Annotated in this window: 1 protein-coding gene; it reads left to right on the top strand. The window is 46.6% G+C overall.

Going from position 1 to position 635, the window contains the following annotated elements:
- Nucleotides 1–551 (top strand): IS5 family transposase (locus CRG49_RS13030; RefSeq protein ID WP_157807910.1); only part of this gene is annotated, 551 nt, incomplete at its 5' end.
- Nucleotides 552–635: the final 84 nt, after the last annotated feature.

The raw sequence follows: 635 nt of genomic DNA, 5'->3' as shown, positions 1-635 counted from the left end.
GCGGCAAACAGCGACGGGCGATTGAAACTGATGAAAACGGTGTGGTTTCAGAAAACACCCCCAGCAAAGACCAAGATGCCCGCTGGGTGAAGAAGGACGGTAAGTTCAAACTCGGCTATAAACAGCATACCCGTACCGATCATGAAGGCTATATCGAGAAACTGCACATCAGTCCGGCCAACGAACACGAATGCAATCACTTTGAACCGTTGCTGCAAGATATTGCCGAAGGCACCAAGGTTTATGCTGACAAAGGATATGACAGTAAAGCCAATCGAGCCTTACTGCAACAAAAAGGACTTTCAGACGGCATTATGCGTAAGGCGCACCGGGGTCATCCGTTAACTGAAGAAGATAAAGCAAGAAATAAGCAATTGTCGAAAACGCGTTATGTGGTGGAACAGAGCTTTGGTACGCTACACCGTAAATTCCGCTACCACCGTGCGGCTTACTTCGGCTTATTGAAAGTGACTGCGCAAAGTCATTTGAAAGCGATTTGTATCAACCTGCTGAAAGCTGCCAACAGGCTTCGTGTGTCTGCTGCCGCGTGAAAAGGGGGAAATGTGCCCGAGAATAGGGAATTTTAGGTAATGATTGGGGATTTTATGTTGAAAAAAAGCTTACTTAGTAACCTA

This window comes from Neisseria sp. N95_16, from assembly GCF_002551535.2.
GTDB lineage: Bacteria > Pseudomonadota > Gammaproteobacteria > Burkholderiales > Neisseriaceae > Neisseria > Neisseria brasiliensis.
Note: the sequence above shows the minus strand (reverse complement) of the source record. Positions and strands in the feature narration are given on the sequence as shown.